Annotated in this window: 15 protein-coding genes; 9 read left to right on the top strand and 6 right to left on the bottom strand. The window is 71.5% G+C overall.

The features are described 5' to 3' along the window. Positions 1 to 1,093, bottom strand: a 1,093-nt coding sequence (locus tag J7E91_RS30045; RefSeq protein WP_214909905.1) for a serine/threonine-protein kinase, incomplete at its 3' end; no start/stop codon positions are given. A 137-nt stretch (positions 1,094 to 1,230) separates the two neighbouring features. Next, entirely contained in the window at positions 1,231 to 2,868 is a 1,638-nt protein-coding gene (locus J7E91_RS30040; RefSeq protein ID WP_214909904.1) for a serine/threonine-protein kinase, read from the bottom strand. Between the two features lie 378 nt (positions 2,869 to 3,246). On the opposite strand from J7E91_RS30040, the gene J7E91_RS30035 reads away from it, so the two are divergent. From J7E91_RS30035 to J7E91_RS30020, 4 genes are all read left to right on the top strand, one after another. Next, positions 3,247 to 6,648, top strand: coding sequence for an FtsK/SpoIIIE domain-containing protein (locus J7E91_RS30035; protein ID WP_214909903.1), 3,402 nt, complete (start codon positions 3,247 to 3,249; stop codon positions 6,646 to 6,648). Positions 6,649 to 6,817: 169 nt separating this feature from the next. Next, positions 6,818 to 8,200, top strand: coding sequence for an ABC transporter substrate-binding protein (locus tag J7E91_RS30030; RefSeq protein ID WP_214909901.1), 1,383 nt, complete (start codon positions 6,818 to 6,820; stop codon positions 8,198 to 8,200). 4 nt (positions 8,201 to 8,204) lie between these two features. Beyond that, positions 8,205 to 9,560, top strand: a complete 1,356-nt coding sequence (locus J7E91_RS30025; RefSeq protein ID WP_374224800.1) for a carbohydrate ABC transporter permease — start codon at positions 8,205 to 8,207, stop codon at positions 9,558 to 9,560. Continuing rightward, positions 9,557 to 10,465, top strand: coding sequence for a carbohydrate ABC transporter permease (locus tag J7E91_RS30020; RefSeq protein WP_214909899.1), 909 nt, complete (start codon positions 9,557 to 9,559; stop codon positions 10,463 to 10,465). Before J7E91_RS30025 ends, J7E91_RS30020 begins: the two co-directional genes overlap by 4 nt. An 85-nt stretch (positions 10,466 to 10,550) precedes the next feature. Here J7E91_RS30020 and J7E91_RS30015 read toward each other — a convergent pair whose 3' ends face one another. Continuing rightward, a complete protein-coding gene (locus J7E91_RS30015; protein ID WP_214909896.1) occupies positions 10,551 to 11,171 on the bottom strand; it encodes a TetR/AcrR family transcriptional regulator in 621 nt (206 codons plus the stop codon). A 126-nt stretch (positions 11,172 to 11,297) separates the two neighbouring features. On the opposite strand from J7E91_RS30015, the gene J7E91_RS30010 reads away from it, so the two are divergent. From J7E91_RS30010 to J7E91_RS30000, 3 genes are read left to right on the top strand one after another with little or no spacing between them, the layout of a single operon-like run. Continuing rightward, positions 11,298 to 12,236, top strand: a complete 939-nt coding sequence (locus tag J7E91_RS30010) for an ABC transporter permease (protein ID WP_214909894.1) — start codon at positions 11,298 to 11,300, stop codon at positions 12,234 to 12,236. After that, positions 12,229 to 12,951 (top strand): ABC transporter ATP-binding protein, encoded by a 723-nt coding sequence (locus tag J7E91_RS30005; protein ID WP_308377501.1) that lies wholly within the window; start codon positions 12,229 to 12,231, stop codon positions 12,949 to 12,951. Before J7E91_RS30010 ends, J7E91_RS30005 begins: the two co-directional genes overlap by 8 nt. A gap of 26 nt (positions 12,952 to 12,977) precedes the next feature. Beyond that, positions 12,978 to 14,222: a glycosyltransferase family 87 protein gene (locus J7E91_RS30000; RefSeq protein WP_214909892.1), complete on the top strand. Its 1,245-nt coding sequence runs from the start codon at positions 12,978 to 12,980 to the stop codon at positions 14,220 to 14,222. 63 nt (positions 14,223 to 14,285) lie between these two features. Here the strand turns inward: J7E91_RS30000 and J7E91_RS29995 are convergent, their stop codons facing one another. Beyond that, on the bottom strand, positions 14,286 to 19,241 hold the full coding sequence (locus J7E91_RS29995) for an NAD-glutamate dehydrogenase (protein ID WP_214909891.1): 4,956 nt from the start codon (positions 19,239 to 19,241) through the stop codon (positions 14,286 to 14,288). A gap of 641 nt (positions 19,242 to 19,882) precedes the next feature. Here J7E91_RS29995 and J7E91_RS29990 point away from each other — a divergent pair. Then, positions 19,883 to 20,449 carry a DJ-1/PfpI family protein gene (locus tag J7E91_RS29990; protein WP_214909890.1) on the top strand — a complete coding sequence of 189 codons (567 nt, stop codon included), beginning with the start codon at positions 19,883 to 19,885 and terminating at the stop codon, positions 20,447 to 20,449. Positions 20,450 to 20,848: 399 nt separating this feature from the next. On the opposite strand, the gene J7E91_RS29985 is transcribed toward J7E91_RS29990, so the two are convergent. Continuing rightward, positions 20,849 to 21,514, bottom strand: a complete 666-nt coding sequence (locus J7E91_RS29985; RefSeq protein WP_214909889.1) for an HAD family hydrolase — start codon at positions 21,512 to 21,514, stop codon at positions 20,849 to 20,851. A gap of 88 nt (positions 21,515 to 21,602) precedes the next feature. Continuing rightward, positions 21,603 to 22,106 (bottom strand): hypothetical protein, encoded by a 504-nt coding sequence (locus J7E91_RS29980; RefSeq protein WP_214909906.1) that lies wholly within the window; start codon positions 22,104 to 22,106, stop codon positions 21,603 to 21,605. A gap of 278 nt (positions 22,107 to 22,384) precedes the next feature. On the opposite strand from J7E91_RS29980, the gene J7E91_RS29975 reads away from it, so the two are divergent. Continuing rightward, positions 22,385 to 22,876: an Rv3235 family protein gene (locus J7E91_RS29975; protein ID WP_214909886.1), complete on the top strand. Its 492-nt coding sequence runs from the start codon at positions 22,385 to 22,387 to the stop codon at positions 22,874 to 22,876. The last annotated feature ends 191 nt before the right edge of the window (positions 22,877 to 23,067 follow it).

The raw sequence follows: 23,067 nt of genomic DNA, 5'->3' as shown, positions 1-23,067 counted from the left end.
GGGCCGACCCGGGGCGGGGCTCGCCCGCGGCCCGGGGGGCGCGCGCCGTGCCGCGGGCGCCGCCGGCCAGCTCGTCCGGGGCGGGGACGCGCATGCTCGTGTGGGTGTCGCGGCTGGAGTCCGGGGCCGAGCCGCGCACCAGCGGGACGGCGCCGCGGCGGTGCGGCTCGTCGGCGGTGACGGGCTGCGGCTCGTCGTACGCCGGATACGCCGGGTACTCCGTCTCCTCGTCCTCCGAGCCCGGCTCGTCGACGTCCAGCGGCGGCATTCCGGCGAGGAGCGGGAGCTGGTCGCGCAACCGGGCGGAGAGCTCGGAGGCGCGCAGCCGGGACGCCGGAGCCTTCGCGAGGCACTGCACGAGGAGCTGCCACAGCTCCTCGGGGATGCCCGGCAGAGGAACAACGGTTTCGGTGACATGACGGCGCAGTACGGCGCCGGGGTGGCCGCCGCCGAAGGGTGTGAAGCCCGCGAGCAGCTCGTACAGCACGGTCGCCAGGGCGTAGATGTCGACGGCGGCGCGGGGCGGCAGGCCCTCGACGATCTCGGGGGCGAGGTAGTCCGGCGTACCGATGATCTTCGTCGCGCGGGTGCGGCGCGGGGTGTCGATCAGCTTGGCGACGCCGAAGTCGGTCAGCAGCGCGGGGTGCGCGCCGCCGGGCCCGAGCGGCCCCTCCATGTCGAGCAGGATGTTCTCCGGCTTCACGTCCCGGTGTACGACGCCGGCCGCGTGCGCGGCGGCGAGCCCGTCGGCGACATCTGCGGCAATCGCGACGGCCGCCTCGGGCGCCAGGCGCCGCTCACGGTCGAGCCGCGTCCGCAGGTCCGTACCCCGTACGAGATCCATCACGAGCGCGAGATCGGTGCCGTCCACAACGAGATCGCGGACGCCGACGACGCGGGGGTGGTCGAGTCCGAGCAGCGCGGTGCGCTCCTGGACGAAGCGTCCGACGAGTTCCTGGTCGGACGCGAGGTCCTCACGCAGGAGCTTGATGGCGACAGGCCCCTCGGGCCCCTCGCCGAGCCACACCGTGCCGGCACTGCCCCGTCCAAGGATCTGGTGGGCCGTGTACCGGCTGCCGATTTTCCGTGCCAAGACTGCTCCCTCAGCGGCTGACGGTCGCCCTGAGGCTACGCGGGTGACAGGGCGTCCGGTGCCCGGTATCGCGTCAACGTCGACTTCTAAGGGTGAAATCCACCCCCAGAAGTCGACAAATCAACGAACTCGCCCGCTTACACGCCGCTGGAACCGCCGAGATCGCGCGCGAACTTCGAAATGCTGTCGATCACGTCACCGATCTGGGCGAAGAAGCCCTTCGTCGTGCCGATCCACTCCTGGAGTCCGGAGAACTCCCAGATCAGCCAGGACGCGACGAACAGCAGGACGAGCGTGAACAGGCAGCCCTTCAGACAACCGAGACCCGGGATCCGCATCGGATTGGCACTGCGGCGGCGCGGCTCACGGGGCTCGCGCGGCGGACGCGGGGCCGGCTGGGCGGGCTGCTGCGGCGGCGCGTACCGCTGCTGCGGGGGCGGCGGCTGGGGCTGCTGGTGCTGCGGCGGCGGGGCGTACCGCTGCGGCTGCGGCTGCTGTGGACGCTGTTGCTGCTGCCGCTGCGGGGGCTGCTGCGGCTGGCGCTGGGGGCGGCGGCGCAGCGGGTCCTGGCTCGGGTCGAGGTACTGGACCTGCGTCTGCTCGTTGCGGTCGCGGGCGGCCCGCAGCTGGTTCTGCCAGGGGTGCGGGTCCTCGGGGTTCGTGCCGCCGGGTGCGCCGTCGGGGCGCGGCGGTACGGGCGGCATGACGGCGGTCGGGTCGGCGGCGCCGGGGCCGCCGTACTGTCCGCCGCCACCGGTCGACGGCAGGACGCTGGTCGCGGCGGCCGGGTCGTACGATCCGGCGTTGCTCGGCAGGACCTGCGTCGGGTCGGCGGCTCCGGGCACGCCGGGGACCGGCGCGGGGGCGGGGTCGGGCGCGAGCAGCGCGCCGACACCCATGGCCGCCTCGACCTGGGCGGACGACGAATGCACGCCGACGCCTGCGGCGACGGTGCGCAGGGCGCGGGCGAGGTTCTCGGCGCTGGGCCGCTCGTCCGGTTCCTTGCGCAGACAGCGCTCTATGACCGTCCACAGCGGCTCGGGGACGGTGGTGGGCCGGCGGGGCTCCTCGCTCAGGTGGCGGTGGAGCACCTCCAGCGCCGTGCCCCCGGCGAACGGCGGACGCCCCGTGACCAGCTCGTACAGCAGAATCCCCGCGCCGTAGATGTCGACAGCGGACGTCTGCGGCCGGCCCTCGGCGGACTCGGGGGCGACGTAGGCGGGCGTACCGACGAACTCGTGGGTCCTGGTCAGTCCCGGGGAGTCGGCGAGGCGCGCGATGCCGAAGTCGGTGAGCATCGGATGCATCTGGCCGTCACGCTCATCGAGCAGCACATTCGCCGGCTTGAGGTCGCGGTGGACGACGCCGTCGGCGTGGCTGGCGGCGAGGGCGTCCGCGATCTGCGCGGTGAGCAAAGAGGCGGCGACCGGTGAGAACGGACCGTTCTCCCGCAGATAGCGGTGCAGATCAGGCCCGTCGACAAGATCCATCACCAGCGCGAGCAGATCCCCCTCGACCACAAGGTCCCGGGTCCGCACGATGTTGGGATGCGTGAGCCGCAGCAGAACAGACCGCTCCCGCAGAAAACGCATCACCACATCGGCGTCGTTGGCGAGCTCCTCCTTGAGGACCTTGATCGCGACAGTCTCGCCGGGCTGGCCGGCCACGGCCGCCTCGGCGCCCGCGGTCTCACGCTGGCGGGCTCGCCAGACGGTGCCCGTGGCGCCGCGCCCGAGCGGCTCCTCGAGCAGGTATTTGCTGCCTACCGGCCGCACGTCATGCGCTCCCTGCTGCTCGTGTCCTCGTGGTGGTTCCGACCCACTGTAGTGCCGTCCGCCCGCCTCCCACCGGGGCGCGGCCGGGCCGCGTACCGAGGGTAGACGCGCTCCCCGCATGGATGGTTGCCGAACGCGCGTGCCGCATATGTCGAAGTCTGCACTTTTACGCCCACAGCCGACCATTCAAGATCACTTGAAGGTGGGCGGCGGGCATGTTGTCAGTGGCAGGTGCGAGGATGCCTGCAGCACGGACTGTGGGGTCGGGAGCCCCGCGCACGTGCCGACCTGATCCGGACGACGCGTCCGTGCCGGGTGGGGGGAATCACGGGGCGGCACCCCTGCCGGGCACTTCGCGCAGAAGGGACCGCTGACGCGATGCAGATCCGGCTGACCGTCCTCGCGCCGCGCGCGCTGAGTGCGCGCCCCGCCGAGGGCCCCCAGGGTGCCCCGGCCGGACGCGCGTGCGACGTGCTCGTCACCGCGCCCGCCGGGACCGCGCTGGCCGCGGTCGCCTCCGGCCTGGCCGCGGCCGTCTCCGGTCCCGGGTCGGCCCCGGAGACCACGGGCGCCGTGGTGGTGTACGCGGGCCGGGACCGGCTCGACGCACAGCGCTGCGCGCTCGGCGAGCCCCCACTGATCGACGGAGCGGTGCTGTCCCTCTACGCGCCCTCACCCGAGCCGGACGGCACCTCGGACGCCCCCGCCCAGCTGCACGTGGTGGCGGGACCCGACGCGGGCGGGGTCCACCTCCTCCACGGCGGCCGGATCAGCATCGGCCGCTCAACAGAGGCCGACGTCCCCCTGAACGACCCGGACGTGTCACGGCTGCACTGCACGGTGACGCTGACGAAGGACGGCCGGGTCTCCGTCGCGGACCTGGGCTCCACGAACGGCACCTCCCTGGACGGCGAGGACCTCACCGACCACCCGGTCCCCTTCTCCCCCGGCGCACTGCTGCGCGTGGGCGAGTCGGCCCTACGCCTGCTGCCCCCCGGCGACCAGGCCCTTCCCCTCCCGACAACCCCGGACGGCGAGGGCCACCTACGCCTGACCCGCACACCAGCAACGACACACGCCACCGGCCCGAAACACCGCCCCGAAACACCCCCCGCCGGCCGCAGAGTCTCCACCCACACAGCCACCCCACCCACCACACCTCCAGCAGGGAACGCGGCCACCTACTCCCCCACACCCCCCGCAGGGCATGTGGCCGGGGGTGGCCGCGTGTCGCACACCGAGGTGCCGGGAGGGGACGTGTCGGGGCGCTCCCCGCAGGGTGTCGAACGCAACACGCCCGAACATCCCGAGTACCCGAACGTTCGGCACCCGAGGAGACGCCCCGACGCGGCCCCGACCCCGGAGCCCCCGCAAGACGCGGTACCGACCCCGGAGCCTCCGCGACCAGAAGCGACACCCCCCGCCGCACAGCCAGGCCGACGCGGCGGCATAGGAGCCTGGGCCCGCCGCCTCACCGGCGGCCGCCCCGAGCTCATGGACGAGTACGCCCCCGCCGCAGCCACCCCCCTCGGCCTGCCGCCCACCGTCGCAAACCCCGCCAACCCCACCGCCCCCGCCAACCCCACCCCCCTGCCCGAAGCCTGGCCCGACCCCGCCGCGCTCCTGCTGACCGCGCTCGGCCCCGGCCCCCGCCTGTGGGAGCGCGGCCCCGGCCACCCCGAAGCACTCGTACTGCGTCTGGGCACCGCAGACCGCCCGGCGCCCGACGGAGGACGCCCGCTGCCTGCCGTGCCCGTGACCGTCGCCCTGCGCGAAGTGGGCTCGCTGGGCCTGGCCGGCCCGCGCGCACGCCTGGCCGGGCTGGCCAGGTCGGCCGTCGCGCAGCTCACGGCACTGCATTCCCCCATCGACCTCGAAATCGTGCTGCTCAGCACAGACAGGGCCAGGCCCCTCGAAGACCGCACCGCCGAGTGGTCCTGGCTCGGCTGGTTGCCGCACCTGCGCCCCGCCCACGGCCAGGACTGCCGGCTGCTCCTCGCGTACGACCGCGACCAGGCGACCGCCCGGATCGCCGAGCTGATGCGCCGCACGGACGAGGAACCCCACGCAGCGGACGAAGGCCCGTACACGGTCGTCATCGCCGACGGCGACCCGGGTTCCGCCGCGCTGCGCGAGTCCACCGCCCGGCTGGCCGCGACCGGCGCGTCGTCCGGCATCCACCTCCTGTGCCTGGCCGAGACGCCCGCCGCATCACCGCTTTCGCCGGTCGCGGCGACGTACGAGGCCGCCTGCGCCGCGTCGCCCGCGTTCCGCGAGTGCGGCGCGGCCGCACTGCTCAGCGGCGATGTGGCCACCGCCCTGCGGCTGCTGCGTACAGCGGGAGGCGAACCCGCGGGCCACGGCACGCTCGCAGCGGTGGACGCGGTGTCCGCGGCCTGGGCGGAGCGCTTCGCGCGGGCCCTGGCTCCCCTGCGCGCGGACGGCCACCCACCCGGCACAAACCCCACCACCAACCACACCAGCGCCACCGGCACCGGCACCACCCACACCCCCCGACCAGGCAGAACCACCCCCCTCCCCTCTTCCGCCCGGCTGCTCGACGAACTGGGCCTGGCCAGAGCCACCCCCGCCTCCCTGATGGCCCGCTGGGCGGCGGCCGCCGACGACGGCCAGGCACCCGGCGCCACCCGCGCGTGGGCGGTGCTCGGGGCGGGCCCGCGCGGCCCGCTCTGCGTGGACCTGACCGCGGAGGGCCCGCACCTCCTGATCGAGGGCCCGGCGGGCAGCGGCCGTACCGAGCTGCTGCGCTCCGTAGCGGCGTCCCTCGCGGCCGCGGCCCGCCCCGACCGCCTGGGTCTCGTCCTGGTCGACGGCGCCGGCGGCGAGCGCGGTGACGGCCTGCGCCCCTGCACGGAACTGCCGCACGTCTCCACCCACCTCAGCGCCTCCGACCCCCTCCGCATGAGGGAGTTCGCCCAGGCCCTGGGCGCCGAGCTGAAGCGCCGCCACGAGCTCCTCGGCAGCCTCGGCTTCGCCGAATGGCACACGCGGCGCGAAGTGTCGGGCCGCATGATCGGCCAGCGCCCGCCCAGCGCCGCCGAGCAGAACGGCGACCTGGACTCACCCCCCAGCGGCACCCTGCGCCTGCGCACCACCACGTCCCGGGAGCGCCAGACCAGGGCCGACACCGGCCCCTCGCCGCTCCCCCGCCTCGTCGTGCTGGTCGACGACCTCGACGCGCTGGTCGCACCCGCCCTCGGCAGTACGGGAAGGCCGGCGGCCGGTTCCGTCGTACGGGCCCTGGAGGCGGTGGCGAGGGACGGCGAGCGGCTCGGCGTACACCTGGTGGCGACGTCCGCCAGACCGGACCGTACGGCCGACACGGAGCTGGCGCGCGGCGCGCGCCTACGGGTCGTACTCGACCCACCGCCGTCCGCACCCGCCCCCGACGAGGCCACACCGGGACGCGGCAGGCTGCTGCGTCACGGGACCACGGACCCACACAGGACCGCAGCCCCGCACGGACACGCAGATCCGCAGGGACACGCAACCCCGGACAGCACCGCGACCCCGGACAGCACCGCGATCCCGTTCCAGGCCGGCCGGGTCTCCGGCCGAATCCCCCGCACCGCGACGCTGCGCCCCACCGTCGTGCCCCTGGAGTGGGAGCGGATGGGCGATCCGCCGGCCCGCCGCCCGGTGCGCGAACTGGGCAACGGGCCGACGGACCTCGCGCTGCTGGCCAGCGCCCTGGACCGCGCCGCCCGCACGGTCAACGCCACCCCGCTGCCGCCCCTGGACGCGCCCCCCGAGGCCTGACTCAACGTCACGAGCCCATCACGATCACCCGGTTGACACGGAAGGCACTATTGCCGGGGCCGACCGCCGGGCGTAGGACTGACCCACGGGACAGCTAGACCGGCATCGGCGCCAGCGGTTCTCCGAGGGCTGCGCCGGTCCGTACGCGCACAGGAGAGACGGGGCAGTGATGCGCACAACTCTTCGCACACACAAGGGTCGCAGGGGGCGCCGGGCGCGCAGGGCCGCCCTGGCGGTGATCGCCGCGAGCACGCTCGCCCTCACCGCCTGCGGTGGCGACAAGGACAAGGACCGAGGGAACGAGGGAAGCGGGGCCACCACAGAGCCCTCGTCCTCCGTCACGCTCCCCAAACTGAACGGCGAGGAGGTCCAGGTCGCGGCGGTCTGGACGGGCCCCGAGCAGGAGAACTTCACCAAGGTCCTGGACGAGTTCGAGAAGCGCACGGGCGCGAAGGTCACCTTCGTCCCGGCCCAGGACCCCATCGTGAACTTCCTCGGCACCAAGATCGCAGGGGGCTCACCCCCCGACGTGGCACTGCTGCCCCAGGTCGGCGCGCTCCAGCAGGCCGTCCAGCGCAAGTGGGCGAAGCCCGTCGACGCGGCGACCCAGGCACAGCTGGACAAGAACTACTCGCAGGGCTGGAAGGACATCGGAGCGGTCGACGGCACTCAGTACGGGGTGTACTTCAAGGCCGCCAACAAGTCCCTGATCTGGTACAACACCCAGGCATTCGAGGACGCGGGCGTCGAGGAGCCGAAGACCTGGAAGGACTTCCTGACCACCGCCGAGACGATCTCCGCCTCCGGCGTCCCCCCGGTATCCATCGGCGGCGCGGACGGCTGGACCCTCACCGACTGGTTCGAGAACATCTACCTCTCGCAGGCGGGCCCCGAGAAGTACGACCAGCTGGCCCAGCACGAGATCAAGTGGACGGACCCGTCCGTCAAGAACGCGCTGACCACACTCGCCGAGCTGTTCGGCAAGAAGGAGCTCATCGCGGGCGGCCAGGACGGTGCCCTGCAGACCGAGTTCCCCGCGTCCGTCACGCAGACGTTCGCCGAGGACCCGAAGGCCGCGATGGTCTTCGAGGGCGACTTCGTCTCCGTGAACATCGGGCAGACGAAGGCGAAGATCGGCACGGACGCCAAGGTGTTCCCGTTCCCGGCGGTGGGCAGCGAGTCGCCCGTCGTGACCGGCGGCGACGCCGCCGTGGCGCTCAAGGACTCCAAGGGTGCCAAGGCGCTGCTGACGTTCCTGGCCTCGACCGACGCCGCGAAGATCTGGGCGGGGGCGGGCGGGTTCGTATCGCCGAACAAGTCCCTGGACGTGGCGGCGTATCCGAACGACGTGCAGCGTGACATCGCGAAGGCCCTGATCGCGGCGGGCGACGACTTCCGCTTCGACATGTCGGACCAGGCCCCGCAGTCGTTCGGCGGCACGCCCGGCAAGGGTGAGTGGAAGGCGCTGCAGGACTTCCTGAAGAACCCGAAGGACATCGCGGGGACCCAGCAACGGCTGGAGTCCGACGCGGCCAAGGCGTACAAGAGCTGACGCCGTGACGTCAGCGACCGCGGGGGGCGCCGCGAAGGTCACGCCGCCCCCCGCCGACAAGGGCAAACGCAAGAGCGTGACGGGTACGCGCAAACTGATGGCGGCCGGCTTCCTGCTGCCCGCCCTGGTGCTGCTCGGCGCGCTCGTGGTCTACCCGATCGGGTACTCGGTCTACCGGAGCTTCTTCGACAAGTCGGGCGACAACTTCGCCGGATTCGGCAACTTCGTCGAGATCTTCACCGACGACACCATCCTGACCGCCGTCAAGAACAACGCGATCTGGGTGGTCGTCGCCCCCGCGGTCTCGACGGCCCTGGGCCTGATATTCGCCGTCCTCACCGAACGCATTCGCTGGGGTACGGCGTTCAAGCTGCTGGTCTTCATGCCGATGGCGATCTCGATGCTCGCCGCGGGCATCATCTTCCGGCTGGTGTACGAGCAGAATCCGGAGCGCGGGGTCGCCAACGCCGTCGCGGTGAGCGTCCACGACATGTTCTCCGAATCCGCCGGCTTCCCGAAGGCCCGTCCACTGCCGGTCCATCCGCTGAAGGCGGGCGGCGGTGGCTCCTTCGTCACCAAACAGCCCGTCAGAGCAGGCGAACAGGTCCTGCTGCCGCTGGTCGGCGTGCCGCCCGCCAAGATGCCGGGGGACGCCGAGATCGCCGCGCCCGCCAAGACGGCGCCGGACAAGGTCACGGGCACGGCCTGGCTGGACTTCACGAAGGGCGGCGGCGGCAGGCCCAACGCCATCGACCCCAAGGAGTTCGGCCTCAAGGGCATCAAGGTCGAGGCGGTGAAGGACGGCAAGGTCGTCGACTCGGCGAAAGCCGGCGCCGACGGCACCTTCACCCTCTCCGCCAAGGCGGACGGAGCCGAACTCCGCTTCCCCGCCTCGAACTTCCGCGAGCCCTACAACGGGGTCGACTGGCTCGGTCCGAGCCTGGTGACCCCCGCCATCATCGGCAGCTACGTATGGATGTGGGCGGGCTTCGCGATGGTGCTGATCGCGGCCGGGCTCGCGGGCCTGCCGCGAGAGCTCCTGGAGGCGGCCCGGGTCGACGGCGCCAACGAGTGGCAGGTCTTCCGCCGCGTCACGGTCCCGCTGCTGGCGCCCGTCCTCGCAGTGGTGCTGGTCACTCTGATGATCAACGTACTGAAGATCTTCGACCTGGTGTTCATCATCGCGCCGGGGTCGTCCCAGGACGACGCGAACGTGCTGGCGCTCCAGCTCTACCGCTCGTCGTTCGGTACGGACGCGGACCCGGGCATCGGCAGCGCCATCGCCGTACTGCTCCTGCTGCTGGTCGTCCCGGTGATGCTCTTCAACATCCGACGGATGCGAAAGGAGAGCCGCCGATGACCACCACGGCCCCCACGCCCCCCACGACCACCACCCAGGGCCCCATCAAGGCCAAGCAGTCCCTCCCCGCGCGGATCGCGGCGCGCGCGGGCGGCGGCGCGGTGCGGATCTTCCTCATCCTGGTCGCGCTGTTCTGGCTGATGCCGACGATCGGGCTGCTGTTCTCGTCGCTGCGCAGCCCCACCGACATCGCGGAGACCGGCTGGTGGAAGGTCTTCTCCGCCCCCGCCGGCCTCACCCTCGACAACTACGCCAATCTCCTCGACAACAACACCATCGTCGACTCCCTGCTCAGTACGATCATGATCACCGTCCCGTCGACCGTCCTGGTCGTGGTGATCGGCTCGCTGGCCGGGTACGCCTTCGCGTGGATGGACTTCCCGGGCCGCGACTGGTGGTTCCTGGTGGTCGTCGGCCTGCTGGTGGTTCCGGTGCAGGTCGCCCTCGTCCCGGTCTCGGAACTCTTCGGAAAGATCGGCATCTTCGAGACCACGGCGGGCGTGGTCCTCTTCCACGTCGCCTTCGGCCTGCCCTTCGCCATCTTCCTTCTGCGCAACTTCTTCGCGGAGATCCCCAGGGAACTCCTGGAGGCGGCGCGGCTCGACGGGGCGGGCGAGATCCGGCTGTTCACGCGCGTCGTGATGCCGCTCGGCGGTCCCGCCATCGCCTCGCTCGGCATCTTCCAGTTCCTGTGGGTCTGGAACGACATGCTGGTCGCGCTGATCTTCGCCGACTCGGCCAACCCGCCGATCACGGTGGCGCTCCAGCGCCAGGTACGGCAATTCGGCAACAACATCGACATCCTGGCGCCCGGCGCCTTCATCTCGATGATCATCCCGCTGATCGTCTTCTTCGCGTTCCAGCGGCAGTTCGTGTCCGGCGTGATGGCCGGCGCGGTGAAGTAGGCAGGACAGCGGACGGACCAGAACGCCCACGACGGCGGCCCGCTCTCCCCGACCGGGCCGCCGTCCCATGTCCTGTACCACCCCGTCAGGCCTTGAGCGCGGCGACCGCCGACGCCGCCAGGTCGTCGAGATATCCGGCGGGCAGGGCGGTACGCACGACTACGAGCCGCCAGTACAGCGGCCCCACGATCAGGTCCAGGGCCCGGTCCGCGTCGGCCCCCTCGGGCAGCTCGCCGCGCGCGACCGCGTCCCGTACGACCGCGGCGGCGACGCCCTGCTGTCCGTCGAGGAGAGCCGACTTGATCGCGTCGGCGATCTCGGGGTGACGCGCGGCCTCGACCAGCAGGTCGGGGACGACCTGTGAGGCGACGGGGTGGCGCAGCGCGTGGGCGGCCACTTCGAGAAGGGCTCGTACGTCGCCGTACAGCGAACCGGTCGCCGGTGCGGGCAGGCCCTCGACCGCTACGGCGGAGACGAGGTCGAGGACAAGGGCGAGCTTGGACTTCCAGCGGCGGTAGACGGCCGTCTTGCCGACGCCGGCCCTGCGGGCGATGCCCTCGATCGACATGCGCGCGTACCCGACGGCGGCCAGTTCCTCGAAGACGGCGGTACGGATGGCGTCGGTCACGTCCTCCCTGAGCACGGCGGCTCCGGCGGGGGCGCGGCGGGGTGGCGTGGGCGTGGTCGGTCGCGGGTCGGCGCTCATGCGCGAAGCATAGCGTCACGACGGAACGGTTGCGTTTCGACGTACGCCACCCTACTGTCACCGTAGCGACGATACGGCCCCGTTCCGTCGTGCGCTCAGCCGCCGCCCCCACCGAAAGCCGCCGATGTGACCCTGACCTCGACACCGCCCGCCCGCACCCCGGCGCCCACCGCGCCCACCGCGCCCACCGCGTCCGCCACCGACCTGGCCGCACTGGCCGCCCGCCACGGCCTCACCGCGAGCGGCGCCCGGCCCTCGCTCCCCGCGTACACCCGCCTGCTCTGGGGCCGCCGCCACTTCGTCACCGCGTTCGCCACCGCCCGGCTGACCGCGCAGTACAGCCGGGCCAGGCTGGGGCAGCTCTGGCAGATCATGACTCCGCTGCTCAACGCGGCGGTCTACTACTTCGTCTTCGGCGTCCTGCTCCGCACCAAGGACGACATCGCCGACTTCGTGCCGTTCCTGGTCACCGGCGTCTTCGTCTGGACCTTCACCAGCAGCACCGTCCTGGCGGGCACCCGCGCCCTCACCGGCAACCTGGGACTCGTCCGCGCCCTGCACTTCCCGCGCGCTTCACTCCCGGTCGCGTACGCCGTCCAGCAGCTCCAGCAGTTGCTCTTCTCGATGGCCGCGCTGGCGGTGATCCTCTGCTGCTTCGGGCAGTTCCCCCGGCCGTCCTGGCTGCTGGCACTGCCCGCACTCGCCCTCCAGTCGCTGTTCAACACGGGCCTGGCGCTGATCATGGCGAGGCTGGCGTCCCGGACCCCTGACATCGCCCAGCTGATGCCGTTCGTCCTGCGCACCTGGATGTACGTCTCGGGCGTCATGTGGAGCGTCGGCCACGTCCTGCGGAGCGACAGGGTGCCGCACCTGGTGGCCGTGGTGCTGCAGTGCAATCCGGCCGCCGTCTACATCGATCTGATGCGCTTCGCGCTCATCGACAGCTTCACCGCCGACCAGCTACCCCCGCATGTGTGGCTCCTCGCCACGGGCTGGGCGCTGCTCGCGGGCGTGGGCGGCTTCATCTATTTCTGGCAGGCAGAGGAGACGTACGGCCGTGGCTGAAAAGCAGTACGAACCGACCCCCACCGTCATCGCCGACGACATCCACATCACCTACAAGGTCCAGAGCGGGGGCAGCACCCGCGCAGTGCACGCCGTCAAAGGCGTCACCTTCGTCGCGCACAAGGGCGAGGCCATCGGCCTCATCGGCTCCAACGGGTCCGGGAAGTCCACGCTCCTCAAAGCGGTCGCCGGCCTGCTCCGACCCGCCCGCGGCCACATCTACACCCAGGGACAGCCCTCGCTCCTCGGCGTCAACGCGGCGCTGATGAACGACCTGACCGGCGAGCGCAATGTCGTACTCGGCGGCCTGGCGATGGGCATGACACGCCGGCAGCTCCGCGAGCGCTACCAGCAGATCGTCGACTTCTCCGGCGTCGACGACAAGGGCGACTTCATCACCCTGCCGATGCGTACGTACTCCTCCGGCATGGCGGCCCGCCTCCGCTTCTCGATCGCTGCCGCCAAGAGCCACGACGTACTGATGATCGACGAGGCGCTCGCCACCGGCGACGCCGCCTTCCAGCGCCGCAGCAAGGCCCGCATCGACGAGCTCCGCGCCGAGGCGGGCACCGTCTTCCTGGTCAGCCACAACAACAGAACTGTCACCGAGACGTGCGACCGGGCGCTCTGGCTGGAGGCGGGGACGCTGCGGATGGACGGGCCCGCGAAGGACGTCGTCGCCGCCTACGAGGCACACACAAAGCCGAAGAAATAGCACAGAGGTGGCTAAAGTGCGCGTTGATGACGACCGACCAGATCCCGGCCTCCGACGCGAACACCGCCCCCGGCTCCCGTACGTCCGCGGCAGCCGCGCGCCGTTTCGCCCGCGCACTCGGCGCCGTCTGGCTCACCACCCGCCTGGTCATGCTCGCCCTGCTCGCCCAGCCCCTGGCCGCCTTCGACGTGGGAACGATCAGCGGCGAGGTCCACCACATCTACTACGGCTGGTACGGGCAGCTCGCCCGGGGCGACTTCCCCCTCGACGACGCCATGTGGCAGTACCCGCCCGGCGCGGCCCTCGTGATCCTCGGGCCGGGCGCGCTGCCCGGGCTCACGTACTTCCAGGGCTTCCTCGTCCTCACCCTCGCCGCCGACGCGCTCGTCGCCTGCGCGCTCGCGCGCGCGGGGCGGCGGCCCGGCCGCAGCACGGCCGGTGCGTGGATGTGGGTGTGCGCGCTGCCGCTGCTCCTGCACCTGCCCCTCGTCCGGTACGACGTCCAGGTCACCGCGCTCGCCGCACTCGCCCTGCTCGCCCTGCACGGGCGGCCCCGCGTCGGCGGGGCGCTCGCCGGGCTGGGCGCGATGGTGAAGGTCTGGCCACTCCTCACGCTGCTGGGCGCCCCCCGCGGACGTGCCGGCAAAGACGCCTGGCTGTCCGCCGCCGCCAGTGCGGCCGCGCTGCTCGCCGTCCTCGCGTTCGGCTTCTCGCACACCCTCGGCTTCCTGCGCCAGCAGGGCAGCAGAGGCGTGCAGATCGAGTCGCTGGCCGGAACCGCGCTGTCCCTGGGACGGCTCGCGGGCTGGCCGGGCACGGCCGAATACCGTTACGGTGCCATGGAGTTGACCGGGCCGTACGTCCCGGCCCTCGCCCACGCGTCCCTCCTCCTCACCGCCGCCGCCTTCTGCTGGCTGCTGCTGTGGCGGGTCAGGGCCCGCCGCTGGACACCGGCGACTCCGTTCGACGCCGCGCTGGCCGCCGTACTCCTGTTCACGGTCACCAGCCGGGTGATCAGCCCGCAGTACCTGGTGTGGCTGCTCGGCCTGGCCGCCGTCTGCCTCACCTCACACGCCACCACCCAGCGCCCGGTGGCGGCGCTGCTGCTGCCGGCGGCCGCCGTGAGCGCGCTCGCCTATCCGGTGCTGTACGACGACGTGGTGTCGGGCACGCCGCTGGGGTGCGCGGTCATGGCCGTACGCAACGGCCTGCTCCTCACCGCCGCCGTGCTGTCCTGCCGCAGGCTGTGGACGTCCTCCAGCAGTGAATGAGAAGCGCCCCGCACCGAGTCGTTCCGGTGCGGGGCGCCCCCTTCTCTTCCGTCTACGGATGGATCAGACGCGCGTACGCAGCATCGTCCGCATCGTGCGCATGGCCACCGACAGGTTCGCCAGGTCGAACGCGTCCGACCCCTGGATCTCCTCCAGCGTCGTGCGCGCGCGGCCGAGGATCGCCACGTTCTTCTCCTCCCACGCCTTGAAGCGCTCCTCCGGCGAGGAGGCCCCCTCGCCCACGGACAGCACGTCCTGCGTCAGGCCGGCGTGCACCGCGTACAGGTCCTCGCGGATGGAGGCGCGGGCCATGGACTGCCAGCGGTCGGCCCGCGGCAGTTCGATGATCCGGTCCATCAGCTGGGTGACGGAGAGGCGGTCGGCGAGGTCGTAGTACACCTCGGCGACCTGCATCGGCGTCTTCCCGGAGCGCTCCGCGATGGCGACGATGTCGAGCGTCGGGAAGGCGGACGAGAACCCGGCCACCCGCAGCGCCAGCTCCTCCGGAACGCCCGCGTCCGTCAGCTCGTCGAGGATGCCCTGGTACCACTCCAGGTCCGCCCCGCGCAGCAGCTTGGGCAGCTCGTCCCAGACCCGCGCCACACCCGCGCTGAAGAACTCGATGGTCTCGGCGAGCTCCAGCGGCTGCGGGCGGTTGCCCAGCAGCCAGCGCGTGCCGCGCTCGACGAGGCGGCGCGAGTGCAGACGGATCCGGGTCTGGACGTCGGCCGCGACCTTGTTGTCGAGCGCCTCGACGGCGTCCCAGCCCTCGCTCAGGCCGAAGATCGCGCGGGCCGCGAACTGCGCCCGTACGATCTCCTCGATCGACGCGCCGGTCTCCTCCCGCAGACGGTGCAGGAAGGTCGAGCCACCGGTGTTCACGGTGTCGTTGACCAGCACCGTCGTGATGATCTCGCGACGCAGCGCGTGCGCGTCGATCTGCTCGCCGAACTTCTCGCGCAGCGCCTTCGGGAAGTACGCGTGCAGCAGGCTCCGCAGGTGCGGGTCGTCCGGCAGGCCGGTGTGGATCAGCTCGTCCGCCACCGTGATCTTGGTGTACGCCATGAGGACGGCGAGCTCCGGCTGGCTCAGGCCGCGGCCCGCGCTCAGCAGTTCGCGGATCTGCCGGTCGTTGGGCAGGAACTCCAGCGGGCGGTTCAGGTGCCCGTCGCGCTCCAGCCGGCGCATGAAGCGCTGGTGGGCGTGGAGGAGGGAGGGCGCCTGGGTGACGGCGTTGGCCAGCGCGGTGTTCTGCGCGTAGTTGTTGCGCAGGACGAGCGAGCCGACCTCGTCGGTCATCGTGGCGAGCAGCTTGTTGCGCTGCTTGACGGTCATGTCGCCGTCCGCGACGAGCCCGTTCAGCAGGATCTTGATGTTCACCTCGTGGTCGGAGGTGTCCACGCCCGCGCTGTTGTCGATGGCGTCGGTGTTGATCCGGCCGCCCTCGCCACCCGCGCCGCGGCGGGCGAACTCGATGCGGCCGAGCTGGGTCGCGCCCAGGTTGCCGCCCTCGCCGACGACCTTGACCCGCAGGTCCTCGCCGTTGACGCGGATGGCGTCGTTCGCCTTGTCACCGACGTCGGCGTTGGACTCCGCCGAGGACTTGACGTACGTACCGATGCCGCCGTTCCACAGCAGGTCGACGGGCGCCTTGAGGATCGCCTTCATCAGATCGGCCGGGGTCATCTTGGTGATGCCCCGCTCGATGCCGAGCGCCTCGCGGATGTGCGAGTTGATCGGGATCGCCTTGGCGCTGCGCGGGTGAATGCCGCCGCCGGGCGACAGCAGGTCCATGTTGTAGTCGGCCCACGAGGAGCGCGGCAGCTCGAAGAGACGGCGGCGCTCGGCGTACGACGTTGCCGCGTCCGGCGTCGGGTCGATGAAGATGTGCCGGTGGTCGAAGGCCGCGACGAGCCGGATGTGCTCGCTCAGCAGCATGCCGTTGCCGAACACGTCACCCGACATGTCACCGACGCCGACGACCGTGAAGTCCTCGTTCTGCGTGTCGTGGCCGAGCTCGCGGAAGTGCCGCTTGACGGACTCCCAGGCACCGCGGGCGGTGATGCCCATGCCCTTGTGGTCGTAACCGACCGAGCCACCCGACGCGAAGGCGTCACCGAGCCAGAAGTTGTAGGCGACGGCGATCTCGTTGGCGATGTCGGAGAAGGTCGCGGTGCCCTTGTCGGCGGCGACGACGAGGTACGTGTCGTCCTCGTCGTGGCGCACGACGTCTCTCGGCGGCACGACCTCGCCCGCGACCATGTTGTCGGTGATGTCGAGCAGCGCCGAGATGAAGGTCTTGTACGAGGCGATGCCCTCGGCCATCCACGCGTCACGGTCGACGGACGGATCCGGCAGGTTCTTGGCGACGAACCCGCCCTTGGCACCGACCGGCACGATGACCGTGTTCTTGACCATCTGCGCCTTGACCAGGCCCAGCACCTCGGTCCGGAAGTCTTCCCTCCGGTCCGACCAGCGCAGACCACCGCGCGCGACCTTGCCGAAGCGCAGGTGAACGCCCTCGACGCGCGGCGAGTACACCCAGATCTCGTACGCCGGGCGGGGCGCGGGGAGGTCCGGAATCGCCTGCGGGTCGAACTTCATCGACACGTAACTGTGCGGCTCACCGGTCGCGGTCTTCTGGAAGAAGCTGGTGCGCAGCGTCGCCTTGATGACGGTCAGGAAGGACCGCAGGATCCGGTCCTCGTCGAGGGACGCGACCTGGTCGAGCGCGCCGTCGAGCTCTTCGAGCAGCCCGTCGGTCAGCTCGGTGCCCGCGATCTGGCGCTCCGGCGACATCCGCGCCTCGAAGAGCGAGATCAGCAGCCGGGTGGTGTGGACGTTGTTGCGGAGGGTGTCCTCCATGTAGTCCTGGCTGAAGGTCGAACCGGCCTGGCGCAGGTACTTCGCGTACGCGCGCAGCACCATCGCCTGCCGCCAGTCCAGGCCGGCGCTCAGGACGAGGGCGTTGAAGCCGTCGTTCTCGGCCTGCCCGGTCCACACGGCCGAGAACGCCTCCTGGAAACGCTCCCGCGCGTCGTCGGCCAGGTAGCCGTCGTTGCCGTTCGACTTGGGCATGCGCAGGCCGAAGTCGTAGATCCACGCGTGCGTACGGTCGGCGCAGCGCAGCTCGTACGGACGCTCGTCGACGACCTCGACGCCGAGGCGCTGGAGCACGGGCAGGACGGCGGACAGGGAGACCTGCTCGCCGATCCGGTAGATCTTGAAGCGGCGCTCGTTGGGTCCGGCGCCCACCGGCTCGTACAGGGAGAGCGAGAAGCTGTTGCGGCCGTGCGTCAGCTGTTCGAGGTGGACGAGGTCGGCGACGGCGGAGCGCGGCGAGTGGTCGGCCTTGTAGCCCTCGGGGAAGGCGTGACCGTACCGGCGCAGCAGCTCGGCGGCGCGCTCCTCGCCCAGCTCGGCGTTCATCGCGTCGGAGAAGCCGTCGGCCCAGGAGCGGGCCGCGTCGACCAGGCGGGCTTCGATGCGCTCGGTGTCGGCGTCGGTGAGCGTCGGCAGCTCGGTGCCGGCCGGGACACGGACGACAAAGTGCAGGCGGGAGAGGATCGACTCGGTGTTCCAGGCGGTGAAGTCGACGCTGGTGCCGCCGAGCTCCTCCTTGAGGATGTCGATGAGCCGCAGCCGCACACCGGTCGTGTAGCGGTCGCGCGGCAGGTAGATCAGCGCGGAGTAGTAGCGCCCGTACTCGTCCTGTCGCAGGTAGAGCCGCAGCCGGCGCCGCTCCTGGAGGTAGAGCACGCTCGTCACGATGGACGTCAGCTGGTCGACGGGCGTCTGGAACAGCTCGTCGCGCGGGTACGTCTCCAGGATCTGGAGCAGGTCGCGGCCGTCGTGGCTGTTGGGCGAGAAGCCCGCGCTGTCGAGGACCTCGGCGACCTTGCGGCGGACGACGGGGACACGGCGTACGGACTCGGTGTACGCGGCGGAGGAGAACAGCCCGAGGAAGCGCCGCTCGCCGACGACATTCCCGTCCGCGTCGAACTTCTTCACGCCGACGTAGTCGAGGTAGCTGGGCCGGTGCACGGTCGAGCGGCTGTTGGCCTTCGTCAGTACGAGCAGCTTGTGCTCGCGGGCCTTGGCCCGGACGTCGGCGGGCAGCCGGCTGAACGACGGGCTCACCGGGTGGTCCTCGTCGCCGCTGTGGTGCGGGTCGGAGCGCAGGATGCCGAGGCCGGTGCCGGGGACGGCGGACAGCGCGTCGTCCTGGGTCAGCTCGTACTCGCGGTAGCCGAGGAAGGTGAAGTGGTCGGCGGCCAGCCAGCGCAGCAGCTCGCGGGCCTCCTCGACCTCCTGGTCACGCAGGTCGTCGGCGGTGGGCTCGCTCGGCAGTTCCTCGGCGATGCGCAGCGCCGAGTCGCGCATCTTCTCCCAGTCCTCGACGGCCTCGCGGACATCGTTCAGGACGCGCAGCAGGTCGGTGGTGATCTGCTTCAGATCCGACCGGTCGGTCTCGCGGTCGATCTCGACGTGGATCCAGGACTCGACGCACGCGTCGTGCGGCAGCTTCTCTTCCTTGCGCACGCCGTCGCCGGGGAGGACCTCGATCAGCTTGCCGGTGACGTCGCGGCGCACGGTGACCTGCGGGTGGATCACGACGTGGATGCCGCGGTTCTGCCGGGACAGCTCGTTGGTGACGGAGTCGACCAGGAAGGGCATGTCGTCGGTGACCACCTCGACGACGGAGTGGCTGCAGGTCCAGCCGTTCTCCTCGACGGTCGGGGTGTGCACCCGGACGTTGGCGGTGCCCTGCGGGCGGTTCTCCGCCAGCCGGTAGTGCGAGAGCGCCGCGCCGAACACATCGACCGGGTCGCGGTCGGCGAGGTCTTCGGGGGCCGTGTGCAGGTAGTAGCGCTGGAGGTACGCGAGGAGCGTCTCCCTGTCGGGAGTGCCTTCACTCGTGGACCCAGTCGAAGGTTGCCCCCCGGCCGGGCTGTTCTCAGCTACCCGGGCCGCCCGTACGAGCAGCTCGGCCTTGGCTTCGTCCAGCTTGGTCTGCATGTCCTCTGGCTCCTGTCGCGCGCCGTTGCGTGACGTAGGTGAAGAAAGGTGACACAACGCCACGACGCGGGTATCCGGTCGGTGTCGACGTTATGCCGCGGTGAGAGATACCCGTGACGTTATTGGCCATCTTTGATGGCCGGTCGGGGTTTCGGAGACCAGCGAGCGCCGCCCGGGCGCGGTGGCACTCCGGGCGCATACCGGGGGCTTCACTGCCCCCGAGGGCTATCGCGCTGATCACGGCACCAGGCTATCCCGCCGCACGGGGGCCCCGTCATGTCCGGTCGGTGTACAAAACCAGCCCGGAAGTTTGACACTCTGGACAGCGACGACCGGCGCCCGAAGCCTCCTGACGGACCCGGCGGGGCGCCTTGGCAAACGCCGCCGCCGGGTGCACGTTGAACCGGACGGCACGGCACAGCCCGCCCGAGGGGAGCACACAGCCATGGCACCCAAGATCCTCATCGGCACCTCTCCTCGACGCGTCTCTCGCAATGCTCGGCGCCAGGGCGCCTCACAGGCTTCGAGGCCGCTGCGGCGGCCTCCGACCGCCGATCCGGCCCGGCGCCATGGCAAGCGCCGACCGCCGACCGCCGACGCACGCTGACCGAGACGGCACAGACCGAGGGGAGCACACAGTCATGGCACCCAAGATCCTCATTGTCACCGGCGACGCAGCAGAATCGCTGGAAGTCCTCTACCCGTACCAACGCCTGCGCGAGGAGGGGTACGAAGTCCATATCGCCGCCCCGGCCCGCAAGAAGCTCCAGTTCGTGGTCCACGACTTCGAACCCGGCTTCGACACGTACACCGAGAAGCCCGGCTACACCTGGCCCGCCGACCTGGCGTTCTCCGAAGTCGAGCCGAGCCAGTACGCCGCCCTGGTGATCCCGGGCGGCCGAGCACCCGAGTACCTGCGCAACGACCTGGAGCTCCGCAAGATCCTCAAGGCCTTCTTCGACTCGGACAAGCCGGTGGCCCAGATCTGCCACGGCCCGCTCCTGACAGCCGCGGTGGACGGCCTGGCCGGCCGCAGGGTCACGGCCTATCCGGCCCTGGAACTCGACATGCAGGCCGCAGGCGCGACCTTCCAGGACGCCGAAACGGTCGTCGACGGCACCCTGGTCTCGGCCCGCGCCTGGCCGGACCACTCAGCCTGGATGCGCGAGTTCCTCAAGATCCTGCGCACGAAAAACCCAGCAACGTAACCAACATCACAGCCACGGCCTCCCCGAACAGCCCCCGGCCATCGCGCACGACTCCCCCACCCCTCCCCGGCGCCCACTGCGGCCCCGCCATTCCCAGCCCCCACCTGCGGCCCTGCCGGCCAATCCCAGCCCCCGCAGCTGGGGCCCGTCAGGCGTTCCCGGCCCATTGGGCCGCGGTTCCGCCAGCCCCTTCCCAGTCCCCGCAGCTGCTGCTCCCCCGGGCAATTTCAACCCCTCCGGCGCTTGAGGAGCGGGGTCTGGGGCGGAGCCCCTCACGCGGCGGAGCCGCAAAATGTCACTGCGGGAAGGGGCGGGTAGGGGAAAGCGCCGCAGGCCCAGCACCACAGAGCGGCGGGGAAGGGCGGCGGGGTCAGGGCGCGGCGGCTCAGGCGCACGGCGTCACCCCACCCACCGCTCCGCCAGCTCCACCGCCTCCGCAAGCGTGTCCACCACCGGCACACCGGCCGGCTCCAGGCTGGCCCTACTGTGCGAGCCCCCCGTATAGAGCACCGCCCGCGCCCCCACATGCGCCGCCGCCACCGCATCGTCGACCGCGTCGCCGATCACGACCACCCGCTCCGGCGTGACGCCGCCGAGCGCCGCGACATGGCGCGCCATGTGCGCGGCCTTGCTGCCGCCGGAAGGCCCGGTCCGCCCGTCGACCCGCACGAAGTGCCGTTCGATTCCGTACTGCCGCACCACCGGCAGCAGCTGCTCATGCCCGTACATGCTCAGCAGGGACTGGCTGCGCCCCGCGGACTGCCACTCCACGAGCAGCTCCTCCACCCCGTGGGCAAGCGCGCACACCACCCGCAGCTCGGTGTAGTGCCGGTGGAAGGCCTCGTCCATGACCAGCCACTCCGCGTCCGTCGGCAGCCGCCCCATCAGCCGCTCGTAGAAGCGGGGGATGGGCACGCAGTACAGCTCCCGGTACCGCGCGAGCGTGATCGGCTCGATCCCGATCTCCGCGAACGCCGCGTTCGTCGCCCCGATGACCGCGCTGATGTCGTCGAGCAGCGTGCCGTTCCAGTCCCAGACGAGATGCGTCGTCGTGTGCTTCCCCATTCCAAGAAGGTACCCACCGGGTACGACAACGCAGACACCGCAGACGCCGCAGACGCCGCAGACGCCGCAGATGCCCGGAATCAGCCGGTCAGATCAGATTGGGAATCTCCTGCACCCCGAACCACAGCAGCTCGTGGTCCTCCGCCCCGTCCACCGTGAACTGCGCGTCGTCGTCCCCGTGGTCCGCCGCCCCCAGCGCCGCGGCAGCCGCCGCCACATCCGCCTCCGCGTCGTCCGCGTCGACATGCACCGCCGCCGCCTTCTTCAGCGGCACCGCGGCGGCGATCCGCACCTCGCCGATCCCCGCCGAGTCCAGTCCCCGGTCGGGGTCGGCGACAGCGTCCCCGTCCGGTACGTCGACGGCCACGACGACCCGGCGCCGGGCGGCATCGGGGTCCCCCGCCAGCAGCCGCAGCGAAGCCGCCGCGGCGCGGTTGAGGGCGGCGTACTCGAGCTCCTCGATGTCGTCCGAGACGTACCACTCGCGCAGGCCCGGCGTCACGGCGTAGGCCGTCAGCGGGCCGGGCCCCAGCTGTCCCGCCTTGTGCGCCTCAGCGAGACCGGGAAGGGTCAGGGGGACGTAGACGCGCATGAGCAGGCCGCTTTCGTAGTCGGGAGACGGCCTCAAGGATACGTACGGAGTCCCCTTTCGGGGTGGTGGTCCACGGCCCCCGCGCCGTCCACCCGTCGGCCCGCCCGTCGGCCGGCCACCGCCCCAGGGCTGCCTCCCGTCACCCGGATAGGTGATTCCGACGGCCGGCGCCCCGCGCGGCGACCGCCCCTTGCCGCCGCCGTCCGCCCCCCGTAGAAGATCACCAACAGAAGTTACTGCCCGGTATTACGGCCGGGCCGGCAGAGCGGGGCACTGAAATGAGCAAGGACAGCACCCGGCCGCAAGGACGCCGCGACCAGCGCAGGCCGGGCGCCCCCGCCAGGCCGGCCGCGACAACCCCCACCCGCACGCCCACCCCCACACGCGCACCCGCAACCACACCCACCGCACTGCGCCGCCACCACCACCGCCCCACCCCCCAAGAACAGTTCGCCGAGCGCCTGCTGGCGGTACTCAGCGGCCGGCGCCCCGTCCACTGGATGCTCGGCCACACCATCGGCGAGGCATACGAGCAGCTCGTCCAGCTGGCGCCCCGGACCCCACTGCGCACCCGCGGCACGCTCCCCGTCGTACGGACCTGCGGCGGCTTCCACCCGCGCCCGGGCGTGGTCGAGGCCTTCGCGAGCATCGCGGCGGGCGAGCAGGTACGGGCGATGGCGTTCCGCCTGGAGCAGGGCCGCGACCTGCGCTGGCGATGCGCCGCCGTCGAGCTGGGCGGCACCCCGGCGGCGGCGTGCGCCCCGGCATAGCCACTCCCCGCAGAACGCGGCCGGGGCCGGACACCACATCGGGACGCTGTTGGTTTATTCCGGCTCTCGCGTGACGTCGGCTCCCAAGACCTGGTTGTGGTCTTGAGAGCCGACGTTGTCGTTTGGGGAGGGTGTCGATGTCGATGCAGCCGCAGGAGCCGGGGGAGAGCCCGGTGGAGACGGTGCGGGTG

The organism is Streptomyces sp. ISL-99 (assembly GCF_018614005.1).
Lineage (GTDB): Bacteria > Actinomycetota > Actinomycetes > Streptomycetales > Streptomycetaceae > Streptomyces > Streptomyces flavidovirens.
This window is presented reverse-complemented; position numbering and strand designations above follow the sequence as displayed.